Source organism: Micromonospora sp. NPDC051006 (assembly GCF_044456245.1).
GTDB lineage: Bacteria > Actinomycetota > Actinomycetes > Mycobacteriales > Micromonosporaceae > Micromonospora.
On record NZ_JBITFP010000037.1, the window covers coordinates 1 to 22,041 of the forward strand.

General features: G+C 72.8%; 19 protein-coding genes and 1 pseudogene. 13 read left to right on the forward strand and 7 right to left on the reverse strand.

Annotation, left to right across the window (positions count from 1 at the left end):
- Positions 1-171: 171 nt before the first annotated feature.
- Positions 172-855, reverse strand: a complete 684-nt coding sequence (locus ACIBBA_RS32300) for a hypothetical protein (RefSeq protein WP_396702514.1) — start codon at positions 853-855, stop codon at positions 172-174.
- Between the two features lie 69 nt (positions 856-924).
- On the opposite strand from ACIBBA_RS32300, the gene ACIBBA_RS32305 reads away from it, so the two are divergent.
- Genes ACIBBA_RS32305 through ACIBBA_RS32315 form a run of 3 tightly spaced genes read left to right on the forward strand, consistent with a single transcriptional unit; the run spans position 925 to position 5,230 of the window.
- Positions 925-3,543, forward strand: a complete 2,619-nt coding sequence (locus tag ACIBBA_RS32305; RefSeq protein ID WP_396702516.1) for a valine--tRNA ligase — start codon at positions 925-927, stop codon at positions 3,541-3,543.
- Positions 3,540-4,874, forward strand: coding sequence for a folylpolyglutamate synthase/dihydrofolate synthase family protein (locus ACIBBA_RS32310; RefSeq protein WP_350873943.1), 1,335 nt, complete (start codon positions 3,540-3,542; stop codon positions 4,872-4,874). The genes ACIBBA_RS32305 and ACIBBA_RS32310 overlap by 4 nt, the downstream gene beginning before the upstream one ends.
- Entirely contained in the window at positions 4,871-5,230 is a 360-nt protein-coding gene (locus tag ACIBBA_RS32315) for a DUF4233 domain-containing protein (protein ID WP_350873945.1), read from the forward strand. The genes ACIBBA_RS32310 and ACIBBA_RS32315 overlap by 4 nt, the downstream gene beginning before the upstream one ends.
- 224 nt (positions 5,231-5,454) lie before the next feature.
- Here ACIBBA_RS32315 and ACIBBA_RS32320 read toward each other — a convergent pair whose 3' ends face one another.
- Complete coding sequence (locus ACIBBA_RS32320; RefSeq protein ID WP_396702519.1) at positions 5,455-6,780, reverse strand: VOC family protein; 1,326 nt, start codon at positions 6,778-6,780, stop codon at positions 5,455-5,457.
- A gap of 143 nt (positions 6,781-6,923) precedes the next feature.
- Here ACIBBA_RS32320 and ndk point away from each other — a divergent pair, with 143 nt between their 5' ends.
- Positions 6,924-7,346 (forward strand): nucleoside-diphosphate kinase, encoded by a 423-nt coding sequence (gene ndk / locus ACIBBA_RS32325; protein WP_350873947.1) that lies wholly within the window; start codon positions 6,924-6,926, stop codon positions 7,344-7,346.
- Positions 7,347-7,381: 35 nt separating this feature from the next.
- Here ndk and sigJ read toward each other — a convergent pair whose 3' ends face one another.
- Together sigJ and ACIBBA_RS32335 are read right to left on the reverse strand one after the other, a co-directional pair.
- A complete protein-coding gene (sigJ, locus tag ACIBBA_RS32330) occupies positions 7,382-8,260 on the reverse strand; it encodes an RNA polymerase sigma factor SigJ (RefSeq protein ID WP_396702521.1) in 879 nt (292 codons plus the stop codon).
- Positions 8,257-8,688, reverse strand: coding sequence for a carboxymuconolactone decarboxylase family protein (locus ACIBBA_RS32335; RefSeq protein ID WP_396702581.1), 432 nt, complete (start codon positions 8,686-8,688; stop codon positions 8,257-8,259). The genes sigJ and ACIBBA_RS32335 overlap by 4 nt, the downstream gene beginning before the upstream one ends.
- 247 nt (positions 8,689-8,935) lie before the next feature.
- Here ACIBBA_RS32335 and ACIBBA_RS32340 point away from each other — a divergent pair, with 247 nt between their 5' ends.
- Positions 8,936-9,631, forward strand: coding sequence for a lysophospholipid acyltransferase family protein (locus ACIBBA_RS32340; RefSeq protein ID WP_396702523.1), 696 nt, complete (start codon positions 8,936-8,938; stop codon positions 9,629-9,631).
- A gap of 48 nt (positions 9,632-9,679) precedes the next feature.
- Here ACIBBA_RS32340 and ACIBBA_RS32345 read toward each other — a convergent pair.
- Positions 9,680-10,768: pseudogene (locus tag ACIBBA_RS32345) on the reverse strand (hypothetical protein); the annotation flags it as partial.
- Positions 10,769-11,216: 448 nt separating this feature from the next.
- Here ACIBBA_RS32345 and ACIBBA_RS32350 point away from each other — a divergent pair.
- The 8 genes from ACIBBA_RS32350 to ACIBBA_RS32385 all read left to right on the forward strand — a co-directional run bounded on the left by ACIBBA_RS32350 (position 11,217) and on the right by ACIBBA_RS32385 (position 20,708).
- Positions 11,217-13,223: a TIGR03960 family B12-binding radical SAM protein gene (locus ACIBBA_RS32350; protein WP_396702525.1), complete on the forward strand. Its 2,007-nt coding sequence runs from the start codon at positions 11,217-11,219 to the stop codon at positions 13,221-13,223.
- 184 nt (positions 13,224-13,407) lie between these two features.
- Positions 13,408-14,127: a TIGR03936 family radical SAM-associated protein gene (locus ACIBBA_RS32355; protein ID WP_350874208.1), complete on the forward strand. Its 720-nt coding sequence runs from the start codon at positions 13,408-13,410 to the stop codon at positions 14,125-14,127.
- A gap of 133 nt (positions 14,128-14,260) precedes the next feature.
- Positions 14,261-17,269, forward strand: a complete 3,009-nt coding sequence (locus ACIBBA_RS32360) for an Rne/Rng family ribonuclease (RefSeq protein ID WP_396702527.1) — start codon at positions 14,261-14,263, stop codon at positions 17,267-17,269.
- Between the two features lie 133 nt (positions 17,270-17,402).
- The gene (locus ACIBBA_RS32365) at positions 17,403-17,888 is read left to right on the forward strand and encodes a hypothetical protein (protein WP_396702529.1); all 486 of its coding nucleotides are present in this window, start codon (positions 17,403-17,405) and stop codon (positions 17,886-17,888) included.
- A gap of 165 nt (positions 17,889-18,053) precedes the next feature.
- Positions 18,054-18,368 (forward strand): 50S ribosomal protein L21, encoded by a 315-nt coding sequence (gene rplU / locus ACIBBA_RS32370; RefSeq protein ID WP_250797382.1) that lies wholly within the window; start codon positions 18,054-18,056, stop codon positions 18,366-18,368.
- Between the two features lie 11 nt (positions 18,369-18,379).
- The gene (gene rpmA / locus ACIBBA_RS32375) at positions 18,380-18,634 is read left to right on the forward strand and encodes a 50S ribosomal protein L27 (RefSeq protein WP_350873956.1); all 255 of its coding nucleotides are present in this window, start codon (positions 18,380-18,382) and stop codon (positions 18,632-18,634) included.
- Between the two features lie 90 nt (positions 18,635-18,724).
- The gene (obgE, locus tag ACIBBA_RS32380) at positions 18,725-20,188 is read left to right on the forward strand and encodes a GTPase ObgE (RefSeq protein ID WP_357049226.1); all 1,464 of its coding nucleotides are present in this window, start codon (positions 18,725-18,727) and stop codon (positions 20,186-20,188) included.
- 70 nt (positions 20,189-20,258) lie between these two features.
- Positions 20,259-20,708 carry a GNAT family N-acetyltransferase gene (locus tag ACIBBA_RS32385; RefSeq protein WP_396702532.1) on the forward strand — a complete coding sequence of 150 codons (450 nt, stop codon included), beginning with the start codon at positions 20,259-20,261 and terminating at the stop codon, positions 20,706-20,708.
- 9 nt (positions 20,709-20,717) lie between these two features.
- Here ACIBBA_RS32385 and ACIBBA_RS32390 read toward each other — a convergent pair whose 3' ends face one another.
- A complete protein-coding gene (locus ACIBBA_RS32390; protein ID WP_396702534.1) occupies positions 20,718-21,377 on the reverse strand; it encodes a DUF6766 family protein in 660 nt (219 codons plus the stop codon).
- A gap of 128 nt (positions 21,378-21,505) precedes the next feature.
- Positions 21,506-21,988 (reverse strand): DUF4383 domain-containing protein, encoded by a 483-nt coding sequence (locus tag ACIBBA_RS32395; protein WP_396702536.1) that lies wholly within the window; start codon positions 21,986-21,988, stop codon positions 21,506-21,508.
- Positions 21,989-22,041: the final 53 nt, after the last annotated feature.

Genomic DNA, 22,041 nt, shown 5'->3' on the forward strand with positions numbered 1-22,041 from the left:
CTGCACTCGGGAGGGTGTGGGAGAGTAGGACGCCGCCGGACAATCGTTCCCGTCAGGGCCACCCCAATTTTGGGGGTGGCCCTGACGGCGTTTTTGCGTCAGGCGAAAGGCGCCGCGCGAGGAAGCTGCGCGGCGGCAAGCCGTGGTGGGGAGCGCGTGCGGCGCCGGCGGTCAGCCGCGGGTCTGGATGCCGGCGCGCAGGTCGCGGAAGAGCGCGCCGGCGTCGTCGACGGCGCGGCCGGGGAACATCCCCATCACCACGCTGCCGTGGTCGGCCCAGCCGCAGACGGCGAAGTCGCCGCCCTCGCCGCTGGTGGTACCGCACTTCATCACGCCACCCAGGTCGCCGGCGGGCACCTCGCGCAGCCCGTCCACCTTGCCCGTCTCGTCGGCCATCAGGCCGAAGAGGCTGTCCAGGTCCCGCTCCGGCTGCCAGAGCAGGGTGGTCCCGCCGAAGACGAGCACCGAGCGCTTGTCGTCGGCCGGGTCCCGGTAGACGGTGCCGAAGCTGCGGTCCAGCTCGATGTCGGCGGCGAAGCCGCTGCGCAGGTAGTCGGCGGTGCTGCGGGCCCGTTCGGTGTCGTCGCGGGTCAGCCCGGCCACCCGGTCGGGGGTGGCCAGCCGGGTGTCCTTCTGCTCGGCGATGCGCCAGCCGGCCACGCCGAGGGCGCCGGCGCCGGCGAGTCCGACCGCGAGCGCCACGCCCCAGCCGATCCGCCGTCGCCGCGACCAGGTCGCCCGCGGCTCGGGCGCGCCCCCGGGGTCCCGGTTGCTCAGCTGGATCGGCTCCTCGGTCAGCTCGACGGGCTCCGGCCCGTCGCCGAGCTGACGTTCGGTGAGATGTGCGTCGGACATAGCCGACACCGTACGCGAACCATCGGTGGCGCACGTCAGGTCAGCCGAACCCCTCCGTAGACTTGTCAGGTGACCGAGAGACTGGATGCCCGACGCCCCGACGCCCCCACCCTGCCCGGCCAGTACCAGCCGGGCGAGGTAGAGCAGCGACGGTACGAGCAGTGGGTAGCCGCCGGCCACTTCCGGGCCACCGCGCAGAGCGACAAGCCGCCCTTCACCATCGTCATCCCGCCGCCGAACGTGACCGGCTCGCTGCACATGGGCCACGCCCTGGACCACACCGTGCAGGACGCCCTGGTGCGGCGCAAGCGGATGCAGGGCTTCGAGGCGCTCTGGCTGCCCGGCATGGACCACGCCGGCATCGCCACCCAGAACGTCGTCGAGCGGCAGCTCGCCGCCCAGGGGCTGTCCCGCCACGACCTGGGTCGGGAGAAGTTCGTCGAGCGGGTCTGGCAGTGGAAGGCCGAGTCCGGCGGAGCCATCCTCGGCCAGATGCGCCGCCTCGGCGACTCCGTCGACTGGGACCGTGAGCGCTTCACCATGGACGAGGGCCTGTCCCGGGCCGTCCAGACGATCTTCAAGAAGCTCTACGACGACGGCCTCATCTACCGGGCCAACCGGATCATCAACTGGTGCCCGCGCTGCCTGACCGCGCTCTCCGACATCGAGGTGGAGCACACCGAGGACGACGGCGAGCTGATCTCCATCCGGTACAGCGACGAGGTGGTGGTGGCCACCACCCGGGCGGAGACCATGCTCGGCGACACCGCGGTGGCGGTGCACCCCGACGACGAGCGGTACCGGCACCTGATCGGCACCGAGGTCGAGCTGCCGCTCACCGGCCGGCGCATCCCGATCGTGGCCGACGCGCACGTCGACCCGAGCTTCGGCACCGGCATGGTCAAGGTGACGCCGGCGCACGACCCCAACGACTTCGAGATCGGCCAGCGGCACGACCTGCCCTCGCTGACCGTGATGGACGAGCGCGGCGTGATCACCGTGCCCGGGCCGTTCGAGGGGCTGGACCGCTTCGAGGCCCGACCGGCCATCGTCGCCGCCCTGCGGGAGCAGGGGCGGATCGTCGCGGAGAAGCGCCCGTACGTGCACGCGGTCGGGCACTGCTCGCGCTGCCGTACGACGGTCGAGCCGCGGCTGTCGTTGCAGTGGTTCGTCAACACGGCCCCGCTGGCCCAGGCCGCCGGTGACGCGGTGCGCGACGGACGGGTCCGGATCGAGCCGGCCGAGCTGGCCAAGCGCTACTTCGCCTGGGTCGACAACATGCACGACTGGTGCATCTCCCGCCAGCTCTGGTGGGGGCACCGTATCCCGGTCTGGTACGGCCCGGCGGGCGAGATCGTCTGCGTCGGCCCCGACGAGGAGCCGCCGACCGGCGAGGGCTGGCACCAGGACGAGGACGTCCTCGACACCTGGTTCTCCAGCGGCCTGTGGCCGTTCTCCACGCTCGGCTGGCCGGAGCAGACCCCGGAGCTGGCAAAGTTCTACCCGACCAGCGTGCTGGTCACCGGGTACGACATCCTGTTCTTCTGGGTCGCCCGGATGATGATGTTCGGCCTCTACGCGATGGACGGCCGGCCGCCGTTCGACGTGGTCGCCCTGCACGGGATGGTGCGCGACCAGTTCGGCAAGAAGATGTCGAAGTCGTTCGGCAACGTGGTCGACCCGCTGGACTGGATCGACCGGTACGGCGCCGACGCCACCCGGTTCACCCTGGCCCGGGGCGGTAACCCCGGCCAGGACGTGCCGGTCAGCGAGGAGTGGTGCCAGGGCTCCCGCAACTTCTGCAACAAGCTCTGGAACGCCACCCGGTTCGCGCTGATCAACGGCGCGCGGGCGGACGGCCCGCTGCCGGCCGCCGAGGAGCTGTCCACCGTCGACCGGTGGATCCTGTCCCGGCTGGCGCACGTCACCGCCGAGGTGGACGAGCAGTTCGAGGCGTACGAGTTCGCGAAGGTCTGCGACCTGCTCTACCACTTCGCCTGGGACGACGTCTGCGACTGGTACGTGGAGCTGTCCAAGCCGGTGCTCGCCGAGGGCGGGCCGGCGGCCGAGGTCAGCCGCCGGGTCCTCGGCCACGTGCTCGACCAGCTGCTCCGGCTGCTGCACCCGATCATCCCGTTCGTCACCGAGGAGCTCTGGATCGCGCTCACCGGCGGCGAGACGGTCATGCGGGCACCCTGGCCGGTGGCCGACCGGGCCCGGCTCGACGACGCCGCGGAGGCGGAGGTCGGCGCGGTGCAGCGGGTGGTCACCGAGATCCGCCGGTTCCGTTCCGACCAGGGGCTGCGTCCCACCCAGCGGGTCGCCGCACGGCTGGACGGCCTCACCACGGCCGGGATCACCGCGCACGAGCCGCTGATCCGGTCGCTGGCCCGGCTCGACCCGGCCGCCGACGGGTTCCAGGCGAGCGCGACGCTGGCGATGCCCGGCGACGTGAGCGTGGCGCTGGACACCCGCGGCTCGATCGACGTGGCCGCCGAGCGGGCCCGGCTGACCAAGGACCGCGCGGCCGCCGAGAAGGAGGTCGCGCAGGCCCGGGGCAAGCTCGACAACCCGGCCTTCGTCGGCAAGGCGCCCGAGCCGGTGGTCGCCAAGATCCGTGACCGGCTCGCCACCGCCGAGGCCGATCTGCTCCGCATCGACGCTGCCCTGGAGGCGCTGCCCTCGTGACCGATCACTCCGACTTCGCCAAGGTCGAGGCCGAACTGGCCGAGCGGGGCTTCACCCGGATGGTCTTCGAACTGGACCGGATCGAGTCCCTGCTCGACCTGCTCGGCAGCCCGCAGCGGGCGTACCCGTCGATCCACCTGACCGGCACCAACGGCAAGACCTCGACCGCCCGGATGATCGACTCTCTGCTGCGGGCATTCGGGCTGCACACCGGCCGCTACACCAGCCCGCACCTGGAAACGGTGCGCGAGCGGATCAGCCTGGACGGGGAGCCGGTCAGCGAGGAGCGCTTCGCGGCCACCTACCGGGAGATCGCCCCGCTGGCCCGGCTGGTCGACGAGCGCTCGGCCGAGCCGCTGACCTACTTCGACATGACCACCGCGATGGCCTTCGCCACCTTCGCCGACGCGCCGGTCGACGTGGCGGTGGTCGAGGTGGGCCTCGGCGGCGCCGAGGACTCGACGAACGTGCTCCAGGCCGGGGTGGCCGTGATCACCCCGATCGGGCTGGACCACACCGAGTGGCTCGGCGACACCGTCGAGGACATCGCGCTGCACAAGGCCGGCATCATCCACGCCGGCGCCACGGTGATCTCGGCGGCGCAGGAGGAGGAGGCGGCCCGGCCGATCCTGGAGCGCTGCGCCGAGGTCGGCGCGACCATCGCCCGGGAGGGCTCCGAGTTCGGCGTGCTGCGCAAGGCGGTCGCCGTCGGCGGCCAGGTCCTGACCCTGCAGGGGCTCGGCGGCGTCTACGAAGAGGTGTTCATCCCGCTGCACGGCGCCCACCAGGCGCAGAACGCGGCGGTCGCGCTCGCCGCGGTCGAGGCGTTCCTCGGCGCCGGCACCCGCCGCCAGCTCGACATCGAGGCCGTCCGCGAGGGCTTCGCGACGGCCAGTTCGCCCGGTCGCCTGGAGCGGGTACGCAGCGCGCCGACCATCCTGCTCGACGGCGCGCACAACCCGCACGGGATGGCCGCGACTGTCACCGCGCTGCAGGAGGAGTTCGCCTTCAGCAAGCTGGTCGCGGTCGTCGGCGTGCTCGGTGACAAGGATGCCCCGGCCCTGCTGGAGCTGCTGGAGCCGGTGGTCGACCAGCTCGTGGTCACCCGGAACAGCTCGCCGCGTGCGATGCCGACCGCCGAGCTGGCCGAGCTGGCCGCCGAGGTGTTCGGCCCGGACCGGGTCGAGGTGGCCGAGGAGATGCCGGACGCGATCGAGACGGCGGTCGCGTTGGCCGAGGAGGACGTACCCGGCGAGTTGAGTGGGGTGGGCGTGCTGATCACTGGTTCGGTGGTGACCGTGGCCGACGCCCGCCGGCTGCTGAAGCGATGAGCGAGCCGGAGCAGCCACGGCGCTCGGGGCTGCGCAACCCGGAGCGGGCGGTGCGCGGTCTCGGCGCGGGCGCGTTGACCATCGAGGCGCTGGTGCTGCTGCTCGCCATCCAGCCGATCCGGGTGATCGGCGGCGACCTGGGTGGCGCGGCGATCGGCGTGGTGGTGGCGCTGGCCGTGGCGGCGGTGGTGCTGGCCGGCATGATGCGCCGGCCGTGGGCCTGGCACGCGGGCACCGTGCTGCAGGGCCTGCTGATGCTCGCCGGCCTGCTGCACTGGTCGCTGCTCGCGCTCGGCGTCATCTTCGCCCTGGTCTGGGCCTACGCCCTGCACGTCCGCCGGGTGATCCTGGGCTGAGGTGTGGGGTGGAGCGTTTCGCGGGGGTGGCATCCATGCTCCGCGAGCCGGTGCAACCGGACGCTGTCGACCTGCCCCAAATCTGAACCGCCGGGGCCGCGGGCGGCGGGTCGGCGCGGCAGCAGGGCGGATGTTCATATCTGGAGCAGTTCGACAGCGACGAGCACCGCCAACCCGGGCGGAACATCCGCCACCGGTCACCCGCTGACGACGCGACCGTCGGGTCAGGCCTCGGCGCGTTCGCGCCACTGGGTGAGCGCGATGCCGTGGCCGTCGGGATCCCGGAAGGCGGCGGCCCACACCTCCAGCTTCGTGCCCCGGTTCACCACCCGGGGCGCGTACGTGAAGCGCACGCCCGTGTCGCGCAGCCGTTCGTACGCCGCCTGGATGTCGTCCACCTCGAGGTTGACGTGCACCAGCCGGCGGCTGACCGGGGCTGCCTCGGTCACCTCGCGCAGCACCAACCGGGTCGTCCCGGAGGCGAGCACCGCGTTTCCGGCGCCCCGGTCGACCTCGGTGAAGCCGAGCCGGCCGCGGTAGAAGTCGAGCGAGCGGGACAGGTCGGTGACCAGCAGGGTCAGCCCGACCCCGCTGATCGGCGCGCCTGCCACGATCGGGTCGGTCGCGGCCGCCTCCGGCTCGTACCCGAAGATCGCCTCGTCCAGCTCCTCAGGGGTGACCTGCGCGTCCCTGGCCGGCTGGCGAGTGGGCGCGGGATCGTCCAGCGGTAGGTCGAGCGGGTCCAGCGGGTCCGCCGGAGCGGTGGGCCCGGCCGCGGCCTCGGCAGGGGCCTCGAACTGCTCCTCGGCCGGCGAGCGCGGGGCCGGGGTGGCCCGGCGCGGCAGCGGGTTGGCCGCCGGCTGCTCGACCAGCGTCCCCTCCAGCACGACCGGGCCGCCCGGGCGCTGGTGCACCACCACCGGCTCGCGCTCCTCGGGCGGGCCGACCGGCTCGTCGCGCACCGGGTCGGGGGCCAGCGGATCGCGGAAGTCGTCCCGGAAGTCGTCCTCGGCGGAGCGCCCGGCCCACGGCGGGGCGTCCTGCTCGATCAGCATCTCGTCGATCGGCTCGGCACCGGCGTACTCCGGCGGCAGGTCGGCGCTCGCCGCGGCGGCGGTCTCGGCGTGCGTGGGCACCTCGTCCCAGAGCACCCGGACGTGCCGCTGGTCGTCCAGGGCGACCCGGATCGGCAGGGTCTGACCGAGCGACGGCCACTTGGCGACCGGCACCCGCGGTTCGATGATCTTCTTGCTCCGCGGCGGCAGTCCGGGCGCGTCGATGACCAGCTGCAGCTCACACCGGCCGAACGCGTACTGGGTGGGCGGCTCGGACGCGCTGTGCACGTGCCCCTCGCCGACCACCCAGGTGCGCCCGCCGCCCCGCACCGTGGCCAGCGCGATGGCCAGCACCAACAGGGCGACCCCGAGCGCCACGATGGCCCAGCTGGTCATGCCGAGGCCGAAGAGGATCACGAAGGTGGCCACGGTGCCGAGCACCGCGGCGATCAACTTGCGTACCGGCGCGATGGGTCGGCTCCCGCCATTCGCCACTGTGGACCTCCCGGGGGTCAAGGGCCAGGCTAGGCCGCGGCGGCCACCGGGGGAAAGGCCAGCCGCCGCGCCGGTGCCGGGACCGGGTCGCTAGGCTGACCGTACCCAGCCCGACCGTCTTCCGCGCACAGGAGGAACCCAGCGTGTCCAGCACCCCCGACGAGCGCACCCTCGTACTGATCAAGCCCGACGCGGTCCGTCGCGGGCTGGTGGGCGAGGTCATCTCCCGCTTCGAGCGCAAGGGGCTGCGGATCGACGCGATGGTGACCCGGACGATGGACGCCGCGCTGGCCGACGAGCACTACGCCGAGCACGTGGACAAGCCCTTCTACCCGCCGCTGAAGGCCTTCATGACCGGCGGCCCGCTGGTCGCCCTGGTGCTCTCCGGCGACCAGGTCATCGAGGTGGTCCGCGGGCTCGTCGGGGCCACCGACGGACGGCGGGCGACGGCCGGCACCATCCGTGGCGACTTCTCCCTGTCCAACCGGGAGAACCTCGTGCACGCCTCGGACTCGACGGACAGTGCGAAGCGCGAGATCGCGCTCTGGTTCCCCGAGCTGGGCTGAAACCCCCGTCACCGACGCGGCGGACGGCCCCCGGCTCAGTCGGCGGGCGGTAGCTTCGCCGGGTTGCCGATCACGTAGATGTTGGTGATCCGGCCATCGGCCGCGGTGACGCTCAGCGTGTACCGGTTGCCGTCGGCGCGGGTGAGCAGCACGGCGGGCTCCCCGTTGAGCTCCAGCCGGCGCGCCGTCCACCGGCGGTGTGGGCCGTAGATCCCGGCGAAGAACCGGGCGATCCGGTCCGCGCCGGTGATCGGGTTGCGGGCGGACGGCACCCGGCCGCCACCGTCGCTCCAGGCCGTGGCGTCCTTGGCGACCAGGCCGGTGAGCGTCGCCAGGTCCCCGTCCCGGGCAGCGGCCAGGAACGCGTCCAGCAGCCGTTCCCGTTCGGGTCGGCTGGCGGTGAACCGGCGCTGTTCCTGCCGTACCCGGGTGGCTGCCCGGTGGTGCAGCTGCCGGCAGTCCTCGGGGGTCCGGTCCAGGATCTCGGCGATCTCGGCGTACGGCAGGTCGAAGGCGGTGTGCAGGACGTACACCGCACGCTCCGGCGGGGTGAGGCGCTCCAGCACGTGCAGCAGCGCGGTGGAGAGCGAGTCGCGTAGCTCCGCGCGGTCCAGCGGGCCGAACGGCGAGGAGCCGGTCGGCACCGGCTCCGGCAGCCACGTCCCGACGTACGTCTCGCGTGCCGCCTGCCGGACCCGCAGCCGGTCCAGAGCCAGCCGGGTGACCACCCGGGAGAGGTAGCGCCGGGGCTCCGCCACCGCCGAGCGGTCCACGTCCAGCCAGCGCAGGTACGCCTCCTGGAGCACGTCCTCCGCGTCGTACCGGCTGCCGAGCAGGCGATAGGCGAGGCCGAGCAGCATCGGCCGGTGCGCCTGGAGCGCACCGGCCGCCTCTGCCGCCCCAGCAGTCGTCACACCTGCGCCGGAGGCTCCAGCTGCATCGTCACGCCGATCCGATTCCACACGTTGATTGTGGCAATCGCGATGACCAGGTCGGCCAGTTCCTTCTCCGACCAGACCTTCGCGGCGCTGTCCCACACCTCGTCCGGCACGCCGTGCTCACCGAGCTGGGTGACCGCGTCGGTGAGCGCCAGCGCGGCCCGCTCCCGCTCGTCGAAGAACGGCGCCTCGCGCCAGGCGGCCACGGCGAAGAGCCGCCGGCTCGACTCGCCGCCCGCCAGGGCGTCCCGGCTGTGCAGGTCCACGCAGTACGCGCACCCGTTCAGCATCGAGGCCCGCAGCTTCACCAGCTCCAGCACGGTGTGCTCGACGTTCGCCCGGACGTACTTCTCCATCCCCATGACAGCCTGGTACGCCTGCGGCGCCACCTCGGCGGGGTTCATCCGCTGCACGACTACCTCCCTGATAGATCCGACACCGTCACGACGGACCAGCCGGGGCGTGCCGTGACAACCGGCGGCGTGACGCTGGTCATGCCGTGCCGGGGCAGGTCCGCACTCCCGCCGCCCGGGGCAGCCGAGCAGGATCGCCACGTGGCGCAGCCGGATGGTTCGCCACCCGTTCGGGGTGGCGGGGTGTCGTCGGCTACCGTGACACCGCCTGCTTCGTACACGACTCGCCGGAGGACCAGTGCCGCTGCTCTACACCATCGGCAAGCTCACCGTGGGGCCCACGATGAGACTGGCCTTCCGGCCGACCGTGGAGGGGTTGGAGCACGTGCCGGAGACCGGCGGGGCGATCCTCGCCGGCAACCACCTCTCGGTCGCCGACGAGCTCTTCGTCGGCACGGTGGTGCCGCGGCACCTGGCGTTCTGGGCGAAGTCCGAGTACTTCAAGGGCGTCGGCCTGAAGGGGGCGTTCTCCAAGTTCGTCCTCACCGGGCTCGGTGCGATCCCGGTGGAGCGGGCCGGCGGGCGGGCCGCCCTCACCGCCTTCGACGCGGCCATCCCGGCGCTCAAGGGCGGCGACCTGGTGGTGGTCTATCCGGAGGGGACCCGGTCGCCGGACGGGCGGCTCTACCGGGGGCGCACCGGCGCGGTCCGGCTGGCCATCTCCGCCGGCGTGCCGATCATTCCCGTCGGCATGATCGGCACCGAGAAGGTGCAGCCGATCGGTGCGCGGTTGCCGCGCCCGGGCGCGGGCAAGGTCATCGTGCGGTTCGGCAAGCCGCTGGACTTCACCGGCCGTCCGGACGACCGCACCTCGCTGCGGGCGATGACCGACGAGATGATGAACGAGATCCAGAAGCTCACCGGCCAGGAGTACGTCTCCCGTTACGCCCCGCCGCGCGCCCACCCGGACCCGACCCGCGAGGGCCCGGCCTGACCCGAGCGTCCCGCTGCCACAGCGCTGCCCGGCCCGATCGGACCGGCCTCAGTTCTGGCCGGCCGTCACGATCTGTCCGCGCAGGGTGTCGAGCAGGGCCGCGCTGTCCTGCACGGAGAGCCGGGTGAAGACTCCGGTGGCGATGCTGCCGTGGTCGACCGAGGTGCAGACCACCACGTCGGTGCCGTCGGCGCTGCCCACCGCACAGCGCTCGTGCCGGCCGCGTACGCCGGTGTCGACCTTCTCGGCGGGGTCGAGCTGGTACTGCTCGGTGAGCCGGGCGATCTCGTCGTCCGCGTCCGCCTCCGGTGTCAGCCGGAAGCCGGTCCCGCCGAAGACCGTCACCGGCTTGCCGTCCGCCGTGGTGTAGACGCCGGCGAAGGTGTCCTCGGCGAGCCAGTGCGCCTTGCGTACCTCGGTCTCCAACTGCCGGGCGGCCTGCTCGCTGCGGCTGTCCTCGCGCAGCGACAGGTCGGCCACCCGACCCGGGAGGCTGGCCTTCGCCGGATACTGCGCCGAGATCGGCATGCCGTAGTAGGCCGGGCAGCCGCAGCAGCAGGCGAGGCTGAGCAGCAGCAGCCACGGCCAGCGGCGCCGCTTGCGCACCGGGACGTACCCCTTGGGGGCACGCCAGTCGGGCGGCGGCGCGGCCGGCGGCGGGGCGGGCGACCGTTTCGACCGGCGCTGCTTCGGCGGCGCCGGCGGGGCGGGCGGCGCCGGGCGGGCCGTCACCGGAGGCCGCGCGACCGGCGGGGCCGGCACCGGATGGCGCGGCGCGACCTGGTGCGGCGGAACGGGGGGCGCCGGCGAGACCGGCGGCGGGGGGACCGGCGCGGGTGGTCCCGAGTACGGGCGGGTCGGCGGGGGCGCCGGATAGGAGACGGTCGGCGGCAGCGGCGGCAGCTCGGCCGAGGGCAGCTCCCAGCCGCCGGTGTCCGCGCCGGCCCACGGGTCGACCGGAACCCGGTGCTCGGGGGGTTCCGGCGGCGTGGGCGGCAGCGGGGTCGGCTCGGCCGACTCGCCCCAGGCGCGCCGGCGCGGTGGCGGTGGTGGCACCGGGGCGGAGCCGCTCCACCGTGGCGGTGTCGGGTCGCCCTCGGCCTCGGCGACGGGTAGCCGCCGGGTGCCGGAGGGACCGTCCGACGCCGCCCGATCGTCGCTGGCGGAATCCGCCGGGTCGGCCGCCGGCTCGGTGAGTCCCCGGGTGCCCTCGGGCCCGGCCGACTCGCTGGCCGGCTCCGGCTCGGTGGGCCGACGGTCGCTGCCGTCGCCGCCGTCGTCGACGGACGGCGCGTCGGGTTGCGGCTCCGGCGGGGTCGGTGGGCCCGGGTGGGACACGCCCTCCGGCGGTACGGGGGAGGAGGCCCCCTCCCCGGCGACGGTCGGATCGCGGTCCGGCTCCGTGCCCGGGATCTTCCCGTCGGCCGGCCGGTCTGCGCCCGGCTGCGGCTCCGGCATCGCGGCAATCTCCTCTCGCGCCGGTCCGAGGTTAGTACCGGGGTGCCAGTTTCGGCGATCCGCCCACCGCCGGGATGCCGCGCACTGCGCGCGGCCATCGCCGGACGGGCGCGTACCCTTGGGCTTCATGAGCGTCCCGTCCACGACGCCGCGCCCTGTCGCGGCCAACTCCGTCTGGCCCAGGCTGGAGCCGTTGCTGCCCCAGGTGACCAAGCCCATCCAGTACGTCGGTGGCGAGTTGGGCGCGGTGGTCAAGGACTGGGACGCGGCCACGGTGCGCTGGGCCCTGATGTACCCCGACGCGTACGAGGTCGGTCTGCCCAACCAGGGCGTGCAGATCCTCTACGAGGTGCTCAACGAGCTGCCCGACGTGCTCGCCGAGCGGACGTACGCGGTCTGGCCGGACCTGGAGACGCTGATGCGCGCGAACGGCGTGCCGCAGTTCACCGTCGACGCGCACCGCCCGGTACGCGACTTCGACGTGTTCGGCATCTCCTTCTCCACCGAGCTGGGCTACACCAACCTGCTCACCGCGATCGACCTGGCCGGCATCCCGATGCTGGCGGCCGACCGCACCGACGCCGACCCGGTGATCGTGGCGGGTGGGCACGCGGCGTTCAACCCGGAGCCGATCGCCGACTTCATCGACGCCGCCGTGCTCGGCGACGGCGAGGAGGCGGTCCTCGAGATCACCACGATCGTCCGCGAGTGGAAGGCCGAGGGCTCCCCGGGCGGGCGGGACGAGCTGCTGCTGCGCCTGGCCCGCACCGAGAGCGTCTACGTGCCGCGCTTCTACGACGTGGACTACCTGCCCGACGGCCGGATCCAGCGGGTTGTGCCGAACCGGGCGGACGTGCCGTTCCGGGTACACAAGCGCACGACGATGGACCTGGACGCCTGGCCGTACCCGAAGAAGCCGCTGGTGCCGCTCGCCGAGACGGTGCACGAGCGGTACGCGGTCGAGATCTTCCGGGGCTGCACCCGGGGCTGCCGGTTCTGCCAGGCCGGCATGATCACCCGCCCGGTGCGGGAACGGTCGATCACCACGGTCGGTCAGATGGTCCGCGAGGGCCTGGAGTTCTCCGGCTTCCACGAGGTGGGCCTGCTCTCGCTCTCCTCCGCCGACCACTCCGAGATCGGCGACATGTGCTCGGGCCTCGCCCAGCAGTACGAGGGCACGAACGTCTCGCTGTCGCTGCCGTCGACCCGGGTCGACGCGTTCAACATCGACCTGGCCCAGGAACTGTCCCGCAACGGGCGGCGGACCGGCCTGACCTTCGCCCCCGAGGGCGGGTCGGAGCGGATCCGCAAGGTGATCAACAAGATGGTGTCCGAGGAGGACCTCATCCGCACCGTGGTCACCGCCTACACCAACGGCTGGCGGCAGGTGAAGCTCTACTTCATGTGCGGCCTGCCCACCGAGACCGACGAGGACGTGCTCCAGATCGCCCGGATGGCCCACGAGGTCATCAAGGCCGGTCGGGCCGCCACCGGGTCGAAGGACATCCGCTGCACGGTCTCCATCGGCGGGTTCGTGCCGAAGCCGCACACCCCGTTCCAGTGGGCGGCGATGGAGCGGCCGGAGGTCATCGACAACCGGCTCAAGATGCTCAAGCAGGAGATCAACTCGGACCGCTCGCTGGGCCGTGCGATCGGCTTCCGCTACCACGACGGCGAGCCGTCGCTGATCGAGGGCCTGCTCAGCCGCGGTGACCGCCGGGTCGGCGCGGTGATCCGCAAGGTCTGGGAGAACGGTGGCCGCTTCGACGGCTGGAGCGAGCACTTCTCCTACCAGCGCTGGGTGGACGCCGCGGCCGAGATGCTGCCGACGTTCGGGGTGGACCTCGACTGGTACACCACCCGGCAGCGCGACGAGCTCGAGGTGCTGCCCTGGGACCACCTGGACTCCGGGCTGGACAAGGACTGGCTCTGGCAGGACTGGCAGGACTCCCTCTCCGAGTACGAGCAGGACGACTGCCGGTGGACCCCGTGCTTCGACTGCGGCGTCTGCCCCGCCATGGACACCGAGATCCAGATCGGCCCGACCGGGAAGAAACTTCTCCCGTTGACCCCGATCGCCGGTTCCGGCCTCAAGGTCCCCACCGCCACCCCCGCCACCCCCGCCCACCCCTGACCAGTCCCCGCTGGCCCCCTCCACGCGGGCCCAGCTGCTTGATCATGAAGTTGTTGTCACCGGTGCGGCGTGTCGCGGACAATAACTTCATGATCAACGCGTGACTGACCGAGCGAGGAGCACGACGATCAGTAAAAGACCACAGCCGGAGGGCGGGCAGGCGCCGGTCGTCCAGCGCGTCCGGATCCGGTACGCCAAGCGCGGGCCGCTGCGATTCACCTCGCACCGGGACTTCGCCCGGGCCTTCGAGCGGGCCGTACGTCGGGCCGGTGTGCCCATCGCCTACTCGCAGGGCTTCACCCCGCACCCCAAGATCTCGTACGCCAGCGCCGCGCCGACCGGCGTGGCGAGCGAGGCGGAGTACCTGGAGATCGGTCTGCAGGCACCGGTCGACCCGGCCGCGCTGCGCGCCGCGCTGGACGCCGCCCTCTCGCCCGGCCTCGACGTGCTGGACGCGGTGGTGGCGACCGGCGGCAGCCTGCCCGACCGGATCGAGGCGTCGGACTGGCGCATCGAGCTGCCGGGAATCGAGCCGGCGACGCTGCGCGCCGCGGTGGAGGCCTTCACCGCCGTCGACGAGGTGCTGGTCGAGCGGATGACCAAGCAGGGACGGCGCACCTTCGACGCGCGGCAGGCGGTCATCGCCATCGATGTGGCGGCGCCGACAGCGACTCCTTCCGGGGGACCGGCCGTACCGTGTGCGATACTCGAAGTGGTCGTGCGGCAGGTCACCCCGTCCGTACGACCCGATGACGTCCTTTCCGGCCTCCGCGTGGTGGCCGACCTGGAGCCGCCGGTTCCACCGCGAGTGACCCGGCTGGCTCAGGGCACGTTGACCGCGCAGGGCGCGATCGTGGATCCGTTGGATGCGGACCGCGACGGGGCAACCATCGGTGGGCACTGACCGACGGTCAGCGCTCGGAAGATAGGCAGACTTCGGCGGTCGCGCACCTTGCGCGCCCGGCGGAAACACTTTGCGGCGACCCTGCGTGGCAGCGCTCACCCGCGCCCGGGGCAGCCAGAACTGGAGAACGTCCATGCTCGAGAACGAGCCCGAGGGCGGCGAACGGACCGGTTCACAGCCGGCCGGCGAAACCGCCGAGCAGCACAACCCCGTCGACGGCGGGGCCGTCGAGAGCCGGGGCGCCGTCGGCGACCGGGGCCCGGAGCCCGCGGTCGAGGCCGGCGGCGAGGTCGCCGAACCCGCGCCGGCGCGGCGGACCCGGGTCACCCGCCGCCGGGCCGCGCCGCTGAACCAGCCGGAGCAGGCCGAGGCGCCGGTCGAGGCGCCCGCCGTGAGCACCGGTAGTGACGAGTCCCCGCAGGCGGAGGTGTTGGCGCCGGTCTCCGGTGACCTCGACACCGCCCCGAAGACCACGCGTCGCCGCCGCAAGGCGACGCCTGCCAAGGCCGCCGAGGAGCCGCTGGTCGCGGCGGCGGCCGAGGACGCCTCCCCGGAGGTCGTCCCGCCGGTCAAGGTCACCCGTACCCGGCGGAAGAAGGCCGCCCCCGCGGTGGCCGAGCCGGCTGCGGAGGCGCCGGCCGGCGAGCTGCCGGCCGAGGCCGCCCCGCCGGCCCCCACCGCCGCGGCGGAGGAGCCGGTGACCGGCGGCGTGGCCGAGCCCGGTCGTGGCGCCGAGGCCCCGTCCGGCGAGGTGTCGCCCGGTGTCGCCGTGTCCGGCACCACCGAGCAGTTGAGCGAGCCCGCCGAGGCCGCCGAGCCGGAGCAGCCGCGTACCCGCCGGCGGCGGGCCACGCTCTCCGCGCCCACCGTGCTGTTCATGGCCCCGCAGCCGGAGTCGGTGCCGGTCGTGCAGGTCGAGCCCACCCCCGCCCCGGCCGTCGAGGAGCCGGCTGCCGAGGAGGCGGCCGAGCCGTCGCGCCGTCGGCGGCGCGGTCGCCGCGAGGTCGAGCCGGTGGAGCCGGCCGAGGCGGAGCAGGAGCTGACCGAGGAGGCCGAAGAGGCCGCCGAGGAGACGGACGAGGACGAGGACGACGAGAGCGCCGCTGCCCGGCGTCGGCGTCGGCGCGGCCGTCGTGGTCGCGGCCGGGGCAAGGGCGGCGCCGACGACTCCGAGGACGAGGAGTCCGAGGAGGCGGCGCAGGCCGAGGCGGAGGCCGAGGCGGAGGCCGAGGGCGACGAGGACGAGGAGACCGACGGGGACGGGCTGACCCGCCGCCGCCGGCGTCGCCGCCGCCGGGGTGCCGGTGACGTCGAGGGAGGCGCGGACGACGGCGTTCCCACCGTGGTCAAGATCCGCGAGCCGCGCCGCACCGTGGACGAGGTGCAGGGCGTCTCGGGCTCGACCCGGCTGGAGGCCAAGCGCCAGCGCCGCCGGGACGGCCGGGAGCAGCGGCGCACCCGGCCGCCGATCCTCAGCGAGTCGGAGTTCCTGGCCCGCCGGGAGGCGGTCGACCGGGTGATGGCCGTCCGCCAGCGCGGCGACCGTACCCAGATCGCCGTCCTCGAGGACGGCGTGCTGGTCGAGCACTACGTGACCCGCAACTCCTCCGGGACGATGGCCGGCAACGTCTACCTGGGCAAGGTGCAGAACGTCCTGCCCAGCATGGAGGCGGCCTTCGTCGACGTCGGTCGGGGCCGCAACGCGGTGCTCTACGCCGGCGAGGTCAACTGGGACACCAGCGGGCTGGAGGGGCGGGCGCGCTCGATCGAGCAGGCGCTGAAGTCCGGCGACTCGGTGCTGGTGCAGGTCACCAAGGATCCGATCGGGCACAAGGGCGCCCGGCTGACCAGCCACATCGCGCTCTCCGGTCGGCACCTGGTCTACGTGCCGAACGGCAACGCCTCCGGGATCAGCCGCAAGCTGCCCGACACCGAGCGCAAGCGGCTGCGGGACGTGCTGAAGAAGCTGGTCCCGGACGGCGCGGGCGTGATCGTCCGGACAGCCGCTGAGGGCGCCAGTGAGGACGAGCTGGCGCGGGACGTCAAGCGGCTCCAGGCGCAGTGGGAGGACATCCAGGCCAAGGCGGCCGAGGGTGGTGCCCCGGTGCTGCTCTACGAGGAGCCCGACCTGGTGATCCGGGTGGTCCGGGACCTCTTCAACGAGGACTTCCGCGAGCTGGTGATCGAGGGCGAGCAGTCGTACGACATCGTCGAGTCGTACCTGTCGCACGTCTCGCCCGACCTGGTCGCCCGGCTGCGCCGGCACACCGGCACCACCGACGTCTTCGCCGAGTACCGGATCGACGAGCAGATCCTCAAGGGGCTGGACCGCAAGGTCTTCCTCCCCTCCGGCGGGTCGCTGGTGATCGACCGGACCGAGGCGATGACGGTCATCGACGTCAACACCGGCAAGTACACCGGCTCCGGGGGCAACCTGGAGGAGACGGTCACCCGCAACAACCTGGAGGCGGCCGAGGAGATCGTGCGTCAACTGCGGCTGCGCGACCTCGGCGGCATCGTGGTGATCGACTTCATCGACATGGTCCTGGAGTCGAACCGGGAGCTGGTGCTGCGCCGGCTCACCGAGTGCCTCGGCCGGGACCGCACCAAGCACCAGGTCACCGAGATCACCTCGCTCGGACTGGTGCAGATGACCCGTAAGCGGATCGGTGCCGGCCTGCTCGAGGCGTTCAGCGAGACCTGCGAGTGCTGCAAGGGCCGCGGCGTGATCATTCACACCGAGCCGGTGCCGGAGAAGCCGCGTACCGGCGGGGCAGGGGAGAAGGTCAAGGCGGTCGCCTCGGCGGTCACCACCCCGGCGGCCGAGCCGACCAGCGGGACTTCGCGGCGCCGGGCGCGCAAGAGCGCGCCGGCGGAGCGCGCGACGGTCGAGATCAGCGAGCCGGCCGTGGCCACCGACACCGAGGCCGACTACCACGACACGATGGGCTACGACCTGTCCCGCTACGCGGCCGACACCGAGGCAGCGCCCGCCGTCGCCGACAGCCAGCAGGGCGAGTCGGCCCGGCTGGCCGCGGCGGACGACCCGGACGCGCTCGGCGAGGACGCCGACGAGGCCGAGGGCACCGCGGGTCGTCGTCGGTCCCGCCGTGGTGGCGCCCGGCGGCGTACCCGTCCGTGACGGTCTGACCAGGCAGGTGTTTGACAGGGCCCCGGCCCCGGCAATGTGACCGGGGACGGGGCCCTGTCCCGTACCCGAGCCACCCCGGACCGGATCCGGGTGGCCCGGGCCGGAACCGGCCAAGGAGGAAAGAGTGCGCCACCTGCTCACCGTCACCGCGCTGACCGTCGGGCTCTCCGCGACCGCCGGGTGTGCGGGCGTCCGACCGGTCGACGCCCCGGCGACCACGGCCGGCAGCGCCCCGGCGGCCGGTGCGCCGACCACCGGCGGCAGCGCGCCGGCGGGTGCCGGGAACACCCCGGCGGTCTGCGCGGCCGCGCAGCAGGCCAGCGCCACCGGGATCCGGACGTACGTCGAGGAGTTGGGCAGGATGCTCGCGGCGGCCGGCGCGAACGACAGCACGGGGGCCGAGGCCGCCCGGCTGCGGGCCGAGGCGGCCCTCACCGGCTGGCGGAGCGCCCTGCGTGAGCAGGCGGCCCGAGCCACCGATCCGCAGCTGACGACGCTGCTCAGCGACATGGGCGCGGAGGTCGGCGCGATGGGCGCCGACGTCGACGCGGTCGACGAGACCGAGCTGGACCGCCTCCAGCAGCGCCTGGACCAGCTCTGCCCGCGCTGACCGGCCGGGTCGGTTTGGGTCGCGGGCCGGGCATGGCGTACGCTAACCTGCGGCGCACTTTGGTGTGCCGAGTTCCCGCGTGCCCGCGCCGCCGTGCCACTGCTACCCGGCGAGCCGCCGCGGGGACGACCGCCAGCAGCCTCAACGACAGGGAGTCCGCCTCCGATGTACGCGATCGTCAAGACCGGCGGCAAGCAGTACAAGGTCGCCGAGGGCGACGTGATCGAGGTCGAGAAGCTCACCGGTGCCCCCGGTGACGCGGTGAAGCTCACCGCGGTGCTCCTCGTCGACGGTGACGACCTGGTGACCGACGCGGCGAAGCTTGCCAAGGTCGCGGTGTCCGGCGAGATCGCCGCGCACACCAAGGGCCCGAAGATCAAGATCCACAAGTTCAAGAACAAGACCGGCTACCACAAGCGCCAGGGTCACCGCCAGCCGCTGACCCAGGTCAAGGTGACCGGCATCTCCAGCGGGAAGTAGGTCGTCCTCCAATGGCTCACAAAAAGGGTGCGTCCAGCTCGCGTAACGGCCGTGACTCCGCGGCCCAGCGGCTCGGCGTGAAGCGCTTCGGTGGTCAGGTCGTCAGCGCCGGCGAGATCATCGTCCGGCAGCGTGGGACCAAGTTCCACCCCGGTGACCTGGTCGGCCGTGGCGGCGACGACACGCTCTTCGCGCTGTCCGCCGGTTCGGTCCAGTTCGGCACCAAGCGTGGTCGCAAGACCGTCAGCATCGTGCCGCAGCAGTAACTCGAAGGCTTTGCGGGCCGCGGACCTCCGGGTCCCGGCCCGCTTCGCTTTTTCTCGCGCGGGGCGGTCCCCGCTGGAAGGATTGACGTCGTGACGACGTTCGTTGACCGGGTCGTCCTGCACATGCAGGCCGGCGACGGCGGGCACGGCTGTGTCTCGATCCACCGGGAGAAGTTCAAGCCCTTCGGCGGCCCGGACGGCGGAAACGGCGGGCACGGCGGCACCGTCTCGCTGGTCGTCGACCCGCAGGTGACCACGCTGCTGGACTTCCACTTCCGTCCGCACATGAAGGCCGAGAACGGCAAGGGTGGCGCCGGCTCGAACCGGGACGGCGCCAACGGCCACGACCTGGTCATCAAGGTGCCGAACGGCACCGTGGTGCAGACTCTCGACGGCACCGTCCTGGCCGACATGGTCGGCGCGGGCACCACCTTCGAGGCGGCCCGTGGCGGTCGGGGTGGTCGCGGCAACGCGTCGCTGGCCAACGCCCGGCGCAAGGCGCCCGGCTTCGCCGAGCTCGGCGAGCCCGGCGACAAGCTGGACGTGGTGCTGGAGCTCAAGAGCGTCGCCGACGTCGGCCTGGTCGGCTTCCCGTCGGCCGGCAAGTCGTCGCTGATCTCGGTGATCTCCGCGGCCAAGCCGAAGATCGCCGACTACCCGTTCACCACCCTGGTGCCCAACCTCGGCGTGGTCCGGGTGGACAACCACACCTTCACCGTTGCCGACGTGCCCGGGCTGATCCCCGGCGCGGCCAGCGGCAAGGGTCTGGGCCTGGAGTTCCTCCGGCACATCGAGCGCTGCGCGGTGCTGGTGCACGTCATCGACACCGCGACGCTGGAACTCGACCGGGACCCGCTGGCCGACATCGACACGATCGAGGCCGAGCTGAACGAGTACGGCGGTCTCGCCGACCGGCCCCGGCTGGTGGCGCTCAACAAGATCGACGTGCCGGACGGCCGGGACCTGGCCGAGATCGTCCGCCCCGACCTCGAGGCGCGCGGTTTCCGGGTGTTCGAGGTCTCCGCCGCCACCCGCGAGGGGCTCAAGGAGCTCATGTACGCGATGGCGGAGCTGGTGGATGCCGCCCGCGCGGCGACCCCGCCGGCCGAGCCGACCCGGATCGTGATCCGGCCGACCGCGGTGGACGACGCCGGGTTCACCATCGAGGCCGAGTCGGACGGCTCGTACACGGTGCGCGGCACCCGCCCGGAGCGCTGGGTCCGGCAGACGAACTTCGACAACGACGAGGCGGTCGGCTACCTGGCCGACCGGCTGGCCCGGCTGGGCGTCGAGGAGAAGCTGGCCAAGGCCGGCGCGCAGCCCGGTGACCTGGTCCGGATCGGCGAGCGCGAGTTCGACTGGCAGCCCACCCACTACGCCGACTTCGTCCCGCACATCCGGGGCGCCGACGTGCGGTTGGAGGAGAAGTCGAGCCGGGCCAACGCGGCCGAGCGGTTGGCCGCGCGCAAGGCCCGCCGGGTGCGTCCGGAGGACGAGATCGAGGCCGACGGGATCGGCGCTGATGTGGCAGACGACCTCGAGGACGCTGACTAGCCTCGTACCGTCCGTGATCGGGTCGTATCCCGGAAACCTGGGTGAAATCCACCCGGCATACCGTGGGGCGATGCTGATCGAGTCACGTCCCGCCACCGACCCGGAGATCGCCGCCCTGGTGACCGCCCAGCAGCGAGAGCTGCGGGAGGCCGACGGCGGGCTGGACGGACAGGCCACCGTGACCCATGACGACATCCGTTATCTCGCGGTGGTGGTCAACGGTCGGGCGGTCGCCTGCGGCGGGCTCCAGACGCTCGACGAGGGCACCGGTGAGATCAAGCGGATGTACGTGCGGCCGGCGTACCGGGGTCGGGGGATCGCCCGTCAGCTGCTGGCCGCGCTGGAGGAACTGGCCTTCCAGCGCGGGCACGCGGTGCTCTGCCTCGAGACCGGGACGTACCTGCCGGCCGCGATCGGGCTCTACACCTCGTGCGGCTACGCGCGGATCCCGGTCTACGGCCCGTACGTGGACAACCCGTACAGCGTCTGCTTCGCCAAGCAGCTGCTGGTGCCGGCCTGACGGTCGGGCTCAGGCGCCGGTCTCGGCGTGGGCGACGGTGACCGGCTTCGACTCGGGCGAGGCGTGCTGGCGCAGGAAGATGCTCAGCACGACCAGGGTGCCCACCGCGAGGAACTCGCTCTGCCAGTTCTGCATGGACTGGAACCAGAAGTCGCTGGTGCCGAGGAACTGGAGCGCGCCGATCGGCGGCGCGCCACTCTGCAGCGCCTGCTCGGCGTTGTACTGCGCGGTGCCGCCCAGCAGGTGCCCGACGAACGAGCCGGCGAAGATGAGCAGCAGCGCGAGGGAGAGGCTGTTCCGGTAGACGACCAGCGGCAGCCCGCCGACCCGCACCGGCCAGGGAGACTGCGGGGTGGCCCGGCGCTCGTCGTCCTCCGGCCGGTCGTCCTGGCCCTCCGGCTTCGACTCCGCCGACCCCCGCTGCACCAGGTACGCGGTGAGCAGGACATAGCCACCCATCTGCAGGAACTCCGACTCCCAGTTCTCGAAGACCGCCTCGGCGAAGTGCCCGCTGGCCAGGTACGCCGGCCAACCGATCGGGGCGGCCCCGAACTCGGTCAGCTCCTCGTTGTGCGTCTGCCAGCCGAACACGCTCTGCAGCACCAGGAAGACGAAGAAGGCGCCGAACATGGCGACGGCCAGTGCGTTGTCCCGCAACCAACGTGGCATCTCAATCCCCTCCGCCCGGTGATCCGGTAACTCTGCGTTGCCCCGCTGGCGGAATTGGCAAACGCCGCACCGGCGGGTCGCCGGGAGGTCGCCCGAGGTCAGGGCCGGTTCGCGGAGGGTGCCCGAGGTCAGGGCCGGTCGGCGGGGACGTCCAACCGGGTGCCCGTGCCGACCTGGTTCGACAGCAGCAGGCCGAGCGCGAGCATGCCGAACCCGAGCCCGAGGTGCAGCCAGTTGTCGGCGTTGTTGACCGGCAGGAAGTTGACCACGCTCTCCTTGTGGATCACGAACCCGTACAGCCAGATGCCGAGGTAGGCAGCGCCGCCGGCACCGAGGAAGACCCGGGAGCCCGCGACGGTGCGGGCCAGCACCAGGCCGAGCAGGCCGAAGAAGAGATGCACCGCGTTGTGCAGGATCGACACCTGGAACACGCCGAACAGCAGGGCCCCTGAGTGGTGCGTGGCGGGGCCCAACTCGTCGTAGCGGGTGGTGACACCCGGGACGAAGCCGAGTGCGCCGACCAGCAGGAAGACCCCGGCCACCGCCGCGGCGGCCAGCTGGACCCGAGGCTTCGGCCCCGCCGGTCGGCCACCGCGTGCGCCCCGTGCCATCGATGCCACCTCCGTGGATCTGTCCCGCCCGCCGGTCCTCCATTGTGAAGTCG

Excerpts from the sequence above, each read along its gene's own strand:
- ACIBBA_RS32300 (WP_396702514.1), bottom strand. The coding sequence starts at position 855 with ATGTCCGACGCACATCTCACCGAACGTCAGCTCGGCGACGGGCCGGAG.
- ACIBBA_RS32315 (WP_350873945.1), top strand. The coding sequence starts at position 4,871 with ATGAGCGAGCCGGAGCAGCCACGGCGCTCGGGGCTGCGCAACCCGGAG.
- ACIBBA_RS32335 (WP_396702581.1), bottom strand. The coding sequence starts at position 8,688 with ATGAACCCCGCCGAGGTGGCGCCGCAGGCGTACCAGGCTGTCATGGGG.
- ACIBBA_RS32350 (WP_396702525.1), top strand. The coding sequence starts at position 11,217 with ATGAGCGTCCCGTCCACGACGCCGCGCCCTGTCGCGGCCAACTCCGTC.
- ACIBBA_RS32360 (WP_396702527.1), top strand. The coding sequence starts at position 14,261 with ATGCTCGAGAACGAGCCCGAGGGCGGCGAACGGACCGGTTCACAGCCG.
- rplU (WP_250797382.1), top strand. The coding sequence starts at position 18,054 with ATGTACGCGATCGTCAAGACCGGCGGCAAGCAGTACAAGGTCGCCGAG.
- rpmA (WP_350873956.1), top strand. The coding sequence starts at position 18,380 with ATGGCTCACAAAAAGGGTGCGTCCAGCTCGCGTAACGGCCGTGACTCC.
- ACIBBA_RS32385 (WP_396702532.1), top strand. The coding sequence starts at position 20,259 with ATGCTGATCGAGTCACGTCCCGCCACCGACCCGGAGATCGCCGCCCTG.
- ACIBBA_RS32390 (WP_396702534.1), bottom strand. The coding sequence starts at position 21,377 with ATGCCACGTTGGTTGCGGGACAACGCACTGGCCGTCGCCATGTTCGGC.
- ACIBBA_RS32395 (WP_396702536.1), bottom strand. The coding sequence starts at position 21,988 with ATGGCACGGGGCGCACGCGGTGGCCGACCGGCGGGGCCGAAGCCTCGG.